General features: G+C 68.3%; 8 protein-coding genes and 1 pseudogene. All 9 read left to right on the forward strand.

Features of this window, described 5'->3' with window-relative positions; translation table 11 throughout:
- Positions 1-607 (forward strand): annotated as a pseudogene (locus ACTHLF_RS05320) (hypothetical protein); the annotation flags it as partial.
- 130 nt (positions 608-737) lie between these two features.
- Positions 738-1,244 (forward strand): RDD family protein, encoded by a 507-nt coding sequence (locus ACTHLF_RS05325; protein ID WP_440325493.1) that lies wholly within the window; start codon positions 738-740, stop codon positions 1,242-1,244.
- 28 nt (positions 1,245-1,272) lie between these two features.
- A complete protein-coding gene (locus ACTHLF_RS05330) occupies positions 1,273-1,761 on the forward strand; it encodes an RDD family protein (RefSeq protein ID WP_440325494.1) in 489 nt (162 codons plus the stop codon).
- The gene (locus ACTHLF_RS05335; RefSeq protein ID WP_440325496.1) at positions 1,761-2,441 is read left to right on the forward strand and encodes an RDD family protein; all 681 of its coding nucleotides are present in this window, start codon (positions 1,761-1,763) and stop codon (positions 2,439-2,441) included. Before ACTHLF_RS05330 ends, ACTHLF_RS05335 begins: the two co-directional genes overlap by 1 nt.
- Positions 2,438-3,415 (forward strand): stage II sporulation protein M, encoded by a 978-nt coding sequence (locus ACTHLF_RS05340; RefSeq protein WP_440325498.1) that lies wholly within the window; start codon positions 2,438-2,440, stop codon positions 3,413-3,415. Before ACTHLF_RS05335 ends, ACTHLF_RS05340 begins: the two co-directional genes overlap by 4 nt.
- Positions 3,405-4,925 carry a DUF4129 domain-containing protein gene (locus ACTHLF_RS05345; RefSeq protein ID WP_440325500.1) on the forward strand — a complete coding sequence of 507 codons (1,521 nt, stop codon included), beginning with the start codon at positions 3,405-3,407 and terminating at the stop codon, positions 4,923-4,925. Before ACTHLF_RS05340 ends, ACTHLF_RS05345 begins: the two co-directional genes overlap by 11 nt.
- A complete protein-coding gene (locus ACTHLF_RS05350) occupies positions 4,922-6,004 on the forward strand; it encodes a DUF4350 domain-containing protein (protein ID WP_440325502.1) in 1,083 nt (360 codons plus the stop codon). Before ACTHLF_RS05345 ends, ACTHLF_RS05350 begins: the two co-directional genes overlap by 4 nt.
- Entirely contained in the window at positions 6,001-7,008 is a 1,008-nt protein-coding gene (locus ACTHLF_RS05355) for an AAA family ATPase (protein WP_440325504.1), read from the forward strand. Before ACTHLF_RS05350 ends, ACTHLF_RS05355 begins: the two co-directional genes overlap by 4 nt.
- A gap of 20 nt (positions 7,009-7,028) precedes the next feature.
- A partial coding sequence (locus tag ACTHLF_RS05360; RefSeq protein WP_440325506.1) for a DUF58 domain-containing protein occupies positions 7,029-7,755 on the forward strand: 727 nt, incomplete at its 3' end.

Consider the following 7,755-nt stretch of genomic DNA (forward strand, 5'->3'; position numbering starts at 1 on the left):
AGGCATCGCCGCCAGCGCCGACCACGAGTTCGCGCACGACAATTTCCTGCAGAAGCAGAACATCGAGCTGGGCTGGATCCGTAACGTGATGCGCGCGGCCAGCCTGTATCCCTCCACCCACCCCGAGGAACCCGGCGAGGAAAGCCTGCGCGAGGTGATCGCGGAGTGGGTAGGTGAACCGGGGCGCTCGGGGCAACTGCATTATTACGAGCGCAAGACCGCCGAGAGGACCGGGCTGCACCACATCACGGAGACCGTCGGCCGGATCAGCCTGTGGGGCGGTATCGCCATCAGCGTGTTCCTCGCGCTGTTCGCCCTGCGCCTCGACGAGGAGACCAAGGTGACCCTGGTCACCCTCATGGCGATGCTCTCCATCGTCGCCGCGGTGCGCGAAGCCTACGCGTACCGCAAGGCCGATCGCGAGCTGATGCGGCAGTACTGTTTCATGCAGCGCATCTTCTCCAGTGCCCGCTGCGCCCTGGATCGCACCGGGGACCCCGCGCAGCAACGCGCGATCCTGCACGCCCTCGGCGAGGCGGCCCTGACCGAACATGCCGAGTGGACGCTCATGCAGCGCGAGCGACAGGTCGAGCACAGCAAGCTCTGAAGGGCGGCAGGGGGCGTCCCGGCGGCCGGCCAGCCGCCCCTTCACGAACCACTTTGCGCGGCGCTCCGGGCGTGCCTATACTCGGCGCCAGCGCGGTTCGGGGAGAGCGGCGCCACAGGGGTTACAGGGAATGAACGACAATTTTTACGCCGCCCCGCAGGCGGAGCTCGAGGTCGCGCCCCCGCCGTTCAGGCGGAGCGTGGAGTCCCGGAAAGCCGGCCGGGGCGTGCGGCTCGGTGCCGCCATGATCGACGGCGCCATCATTGGCGTCATCGCCATGATCGCCGCCATGTGCGTCGGCTTCAGCCGCGGCGCCACGGGTGGGAAGGCTGGCGCAGTGGGCGGGATCATTGCCTTTACCCTGGTGCTGGTCTGGATCGTCATAAACATCGGGCTGCTGGCACGTCACGGGCAGACAATCGGCAAACGCGCGCTTGGTATCGCCATCGTGCGCAGCGACGGCGCGCCCTGCGAACTCTGGCGCATCCTTGTCCTGCGCATCTTTGCCGTCCGGGCCATCGGCGTCGTACCGATGGTGGGCCCGCTTTTTTCACTCGTCGATGTGCTGCTGATCTTTGGCGAAGAGCGCCGTTGCGTCCACGATTACATGGCCGACACGGTCGTCGTACACACCTGAAACCCACCACACAGGCAGAACAGGGAACATGGATAGCAACCCGTACGCGGCGCCCGTCGCCGACCTCGATGACCGTTTCGTCGACGCGAAAAAGCTTGAACGTTCGAAGGCGACGCGTGGCCAGCGCCTTGGCGCGGCCATCCTCGATGGCATCTTCGGCATCATGTGCTACGCGCCGTATACCTACTCGGTCCAGGACGGCGGCACGGTGACACCGATCGCCATGACCATGGTCGGCGTTCTCACGCTTGCCCTGGGCATTACCAACCTGGTGCTGCTCTACAGCAATGGACAGTCGCTCGGGAAAAAGATCGTCGGCACGAAGGTGGTGATGGCTGACGGTTCGCGGGCGCCGTTGTGGCGCATCTTGCTGCTGCGCTGGCTGCCGCTGGCGATCGTCACCGTGATCCCGCTCGTGAACCTGGTACTCCCCATCGTCGACGCCTGCTTCATCTTCGGCGCCGAGCGCCGCTGCCTCCACGACCTGATCGCAGGCACCATTGTCGTCGACGCCTGATGCTGGACACCGTACGCCAGATCGAGACCCCGGAAGGGGTCTCGCTTCAGTTGCACGCGGCCGGTGCCGTGCCGCGCGCGCACGCATGGCTCATCGACTTCGGCCTGCGTGCGTTCGTCGCCTTTTTCCTGCTCATGATCCTCGGCATGCTCGGCCAGGCAGGCCTGGGCCTGGGCATGCTCGTGCTCTTCATCGCCTACTGGGTATATGGCGTGGTGCTCGAGGTCTGGTGGGATGGGCAGACGATAGGAAAACGCGTGATCGGCCTCCGGGTGGTGAACGCCGACGGTACCCCCGTGACCCTGCTTCCTTCGGTCGTGCGCAACCTGCTGCGTACCGTGGATGGCCTGCCTGGCGTCTACGGCATCGGGCTGGTCAGTTGCCTCATGGACCCGCATGGGCGTCGTATCGGCGACATCGTCGCCGGCACCATGGTCGTGCATGTCATGAAACGCCGCGCGGCGGGGCAGGTGCCCAACGAGGCCGCGGAGCCACCGCCGGTGCCGCTGCACCGCGATGAGCAGGAGGCGATCGTCGCCTTTGCCGAGCGAGCCCGCGGGCTGAACGAGGCCCGCCAGCGTGAACTGGGTGACCTGCTCGAGCCGCTGACCGGCCGCATGGGCAATGCCGGCCTGCGCAAGCTCGTGGCACACGCCAACTGGTTGCTGGGGCGGACATGAAGCAGGAACGGTTCGTCGCCCTGCACGAGGCTGCGTGGATGGAGGTGGAGACCTGGATGCGCGGTACCGGGCGCAAGGCCTGGTCGTCAGCGCTGGCCGAGCAGGGCCTCGATTTCCCCGCGCAGTACCGACGCATCTGCCAACACCTCGCGCTGGCGAGGGCGCGCGGCTATAGCCATGACGTGATCGACCGCCTGCAGCGGATGGTGGACCACGGCCACCAGGTGCTTTACCGGCCGCCCGCGCCGCGCTGGCACCGCGTCGGCGAGTTCATCGTCGCGGGCTTCCCGCGGCTGGTCCGTCGCGAGTGGAAGGCGATGCTTATCGCCACGGCCCTGCTATACCTGCCGACGATCGCGTGCCTCGTGTTGATCCATTTCCGCCCGGACGTCGCCGGGATGATCTTCAGCGGCCACAAGCTCGATGAGTTCGAGCAGATGTACAACCCCGCGCGCTCGAAGATCGGCCGCACCAGCGGCACCGACGTCGCGATGTTCGGTTTCTATGTCCTGAACAACGTGAGCATCGCGTTCCGCACCTTCGCCGCAGGGCTGTTCTTCGGCGTCGGTGCGATCTATGTGCTCGTCGTGAACGGCATCCTTTTCGGGGGTATTGCCGGGCATCTCGATGCGATCGGCTACGGCGGCCCGTTCTGGCGCTTCGTCGTCGCCCATTCGGCGTTCGAACTCACCGCCATCGTGATCGCGGGCGGGGCGGGCCTGCGCCTGGGGGACACGCTGCTGGCCCCCGGGCGCCTGCGCCGTGGCGATGCCCTGCGCCAGGCAGGATCGACGGGTGCGCAGCTGGTGCTCGGCGCGTTCGTGATGCTGGTGATTGCGGCGTTCATCGAGGCGTTCTGGTCGTCGGTGGCGGCATTCCCCGATAGCCTGAAATTCGGCAGCGCCGCCGTGCTGTGGACGCTGGTGGGCGCCTGGCTCTGGCTGGGTGGCCGCGGGAGGCGTCGTGGAGATTGAGCGCATCGCCGTGGTGCTGCGCTTGCGCAGCGCCCGTGAATCGATGGACCTGGGGGCGGCGATGCTGCGCCGTCACGCGCGTCCCATTTTCACCGCGTGGTTCATGGCCACGCTGCCCGTGCTCGCCATAGCGATCGCCCTGGAGATCTGGCTCGACCGGCCGTGGCTATCGCTGTTGCTGCTGTGGTGGCTTAAGCCATTCTTCGCGCGCATCCCGCTGTTCGTCGTGTCGCGCGCCGTATTCGCCGAGGCGCCCGGCTGGCGCGAGGCGTTGCGCAGCACCCTGGGCTGGGGCCTCAAGGGCGTACTCCCCTGGCTCACCTTCCGCCGGTTCGATCCGCGGCGCTGCGTCTTCCAGCCGGTGTTCTACCTCGAGGGCCTGAGCGGACAGGAGCGTGCGCGCCGCTGGCGCGTCTTCGGCCGCGGCGTGGACGGCCCCGGCACCTCGCTCACCTTTACCTGCCTGATTTTCGAACTCGTGGTGATGCTGAGCCTGCTGCTGTTCGTGCCGATGTTCGTGCCGACCGAACTATGGGAGTCGTACTGGCTCCAGGGCTGGTTCCTGAGGAGCATGCCTTACGCGCTCGCGATGCCGCTCATCGTCGGCGCCTACCTTGGCATGTCGCTCGCCGAGCCGCTGTGCACCACCGGCGGTTTCGCGCTCTACCTGGGGCGTCGCACCGAGCTCGAAGCGTGGGACCTTGACCTGGCTTTCCAGCGGTTGCGTAACCGCCTGGTGGCGGCAGGCGCCAGCATGGTGCTTTTCGTCGCCGCGTGCTTCGCCATCCAGCCCGCCCACGCCGCGGATGATGCCCAGGCCGCGATGGCGAAAAGCCGGACGGCCGTCCAGCTGGATGCTGCGTTCAAGGCACCGCAGCCGGGGACGGACGAACGCCTGGATCGCATTTCGGCTTCGGTCCTTGCCGACCCGTTGCTCGGCGGCAAGGCCCATGAAACGCGATGGGCGTTGAAGCATCCGCCCCAGCCGAAGCCGCCACCGAAGGTCAACGACGCGCCAGTGCGCGAATTGAACATGGCCGGGGCTGCCGTGACGCTCAAGGTGATCCTGCTCGCGCTGCTGGTCGCGGCGGTGGCATGGCTGGCGTGGTTCGCCGTCCGCCGCTGGCCGTCCCGCGGGCAGGGCCGCACGGCAGCACCGGAAGCACCGCGCACCGCGGTGACGGAAACGACCCCGGACGAAGCACCCGTGCCGCGGGGTTTTGGCGACGAAGTCGGTTCGCTGTGGCAGAAGGGCGCGCGGCGCGAAGCCTTGGCGCTGCTGTACCGCGGCACCGTGGAGCGCGTCTCCGCGCAACTGGACGAGCCCGTGATGTCCGATGCGACCGAGGCGGACGCGATCGCCGGTGCGCGCCGGCTCGACGACAACGAAGCGAGCCGCCGGGCCATCCGCATCGTGCGCACCTGGCAGTACGCCGCTTACGCCGATCGCTTTCCGGCTGATGAGGACCTGCACGCCATGCTCCGCGGCTGGCCGGTGGAAATCGCATGACCCGCGGCACATGGACGCTTGTCGTGCTGGCGGCGGTGCTGGTCTGCGTCGCCGGGTTCTTTGCGTTGTTCGAACGCAAGGACGTCGAGGTCGACGTGCCGCCGAGCGGCAAGGCCGCGACCGATCACTTCTATGCGCTCGAGCGCGTGATGCGGCGCATGGGCGTGGCGACACACGCGCTGGGTTACATCCCGGGCGATGACGAGTCGCTGGTGGTGCTCGGCGTCAATCCGGCGAACCTCGACCGTGGCGATGCGGAAAACCTGCTGCACTTCGTCAGTGACGGGGGCACGCTGGTGTTGCCCACGGGCTATCCCGCGGTGACCGAGCGCGCCAGCTTCTGGAAAAATGTCGCCGAAAAAGCAGCTCTCAAGGTCAGCGGCTACGGTTGCCTTTCCATCGAAGGCAACCCGGGTGAGAAGGCGTACAACTGGTGCGGTCCGCGCGTGCAGGTGGCGCCGGCGGCGCGTGCCGACGGCCTCGGTGACGCCAACGGCGACCTGCTGGCCACCGTGCGTTATGGCGAGGGCAAGATCACCCTCGTGCCGTCGCTGGCTCCCTTCGTGGATCGCGGCCTCGAGGATCCGATCGCACGCCGGCTGGTAGCGCGCTTGCTCAACGCCGACGATACCCGCCAGTCGATCGCGCTGGTCTACCGCGTGGAAGGCGCCCGTATCTGGAGCCTCCTGTTCACGAAGGGGTGGGCAGCCATGCTGGCATTCGCGATCCTGCTCGCGGCATGGGCCGTCTCCCAGGCCGCCCGCCTCGGGCCCGTACGCGACGCACCGCGCGCGGACCGTCGCGCGCTGGTCGAACACGTGCAGGCGGCCGGCGAGTTCCTGTATGGCCGCGACCGCGGCCGCGGACTGCATGCCCGCGTGTGCGTCGGGGTACTCGCCCGCGCACGGCGGCTCGATCCCGGTACCGACGGGCTGGAGGGCGAGTTGCTCTACGCCCGCCTGGCCGAACGATTCGACGAGGCACCCGCGGACATCGCGCGGGCTTTCCGGCCTCCCGCCGATGCCAACGCGTTCCGCGAAAGCATCGCCATCCTTTCCCGATTGCGGAGACACCCATGAACACGCCTGTCGACACCCCGCGCGCCGAGGCGACGCCGATCACGTTCACACCCGAGCAGGTGGCCGCGCGCATCGCCGCGTTGCGCACCCAGGTGGGGCATGCCTTCATCGGCCAGCCGGAGGTTTTCGAGCAGGTGCTGCTGGCCTTGCTGGCCGCGGGCCATGTGTTGATCGAAGGCGTCCCCGGGCTGGGCAAGACCTTATTGGTGCGTGCGCTGGCCAGCGCGGTCGGCTGCACGTTCGGCCGCGTGCAGTTCACGCCGGACCTCATGCCCTCCGACGTGACTGGCCATGCCATTTACGACATGAAGGCCGAACGTTTCCAGATCCGCCGCGGCCCGGTCTTCGCGAACCTGCTGCTGGCTGACGAAATCAACCGCGCGCCCGCGAAGACCCAGGCCGCGCTGCTCGAATCGATGCAGGAAAACCAGGTGACCATCGAAGGCCGCCGTTTCCCGCTCCCGCAGCCGTTCATGGTGGTGGCGACGCAGAACCCGATCGAGCAGGAAGGCACGTACGCGCTGCCGGAAGCCCAGCTGGATCGCTTCCTCGTGAAGGTGCAGATCGACTACCCGGGCCTCGCCGACGAAACCCGCATGGTCGCCGAAGTGCTCGGTGGCCAGGTGGCGGCGGATCTCGACGTGTCGCGCGTGACCGCGGTGATGAACGAGGCGGAGCTCATCGCCGTGCAGCGCATGGTCGCCAGCCTGCGCGTGGATCATGAAGTGATCGATTACGCGGTGCGCATCGCGCGGGCGACCCGTGAGTGGCCTGGTGTGATGACCGGTGCCGGCCCGCGCGGCGGGCTTGCCCTGATCCGCCTGGCGCGCGCCGCAGCGCTTCTCGAGGGCCGCGACTTCGTCACGCCGGACGATGTGCGCGGCGTGGCGATCCCTGCGCTTCGCCACCGCCTGGTGCTGGCACCGGAAGCCTTGATCGACGGCCAGCGCGTGGAAGACATCCTCAAGGGCCTGCTGCATAAAGTGGCCGCGCCGCGTCGATGATGCGTCCGGCTCTACCCCTGATGTGCCTGCTGGCCGCGTGGTCGGGCATTGGCCTGCTCGTGGCGTTCGAGATGCTGCCGCTGCTGGCATGGCTGGTCGCGGGCGCCGCCGTCGCGGTCGTCGCGGCAGTCGACGCGGGGCTTGCGCGCCGGGAGCCGGCACCGGTGCTACACCGCGACATGGACGCCGTGCTACCCCTCGGCGAGCGCGCGGGCATCACCCTGCGCCTGCGCCACACGGGACGGCGGCAGAAGACCCTGCGCGTGCACGATATGCACCCAGGTGGGTGGCGCGTCGAAGGCCTGCCGCGCGACGTCACGCTGACGGCCGCGCGCGAGCTGGCATTCGACTACCACGCCTGGCCGGCGGCTCGCGGCCGGTTCGCGTTCGCCGGCTGCCAGGTGGAGCTCGCTTCGCCGTGGCGCATGTGGCGCTCCCGCCGCACGCTGGATGCTCCCGGCGAGGTACGCGTGTTTCCCAACTACGCGCCGCTCGCGCGCATGGCGGGGCTGAGCGTCGAGCTTGCGTCGCGCTCGGTCGGCGCGCGCCTGCAGCGCCGGCGCGGCGAGGGCACCGAGTTCCAGGAGCTCCGCGATTACCGCGTGGGCGATAGCCTGCGCAAGGTCGACTGGAAAGCCACCGTGCGCAGCGGCCGGCTGATGTCGCGCCAGTACCGCGCCGAGAGCCACCAGCAGGGGGTGCTGATGCTCGATTGCGGACGACGCATGCTGGCCGAGGATGACGGTG

This window comes from Luteibacter sp., from assembly GCF_051958795.1.
Taxonomy (GTDB): domain Bacteria; phylum Pseudomonadota; class Gammaproteobacteria; order Xanthomonadales; family Rhodanobacteraceae; genus Luteibacter.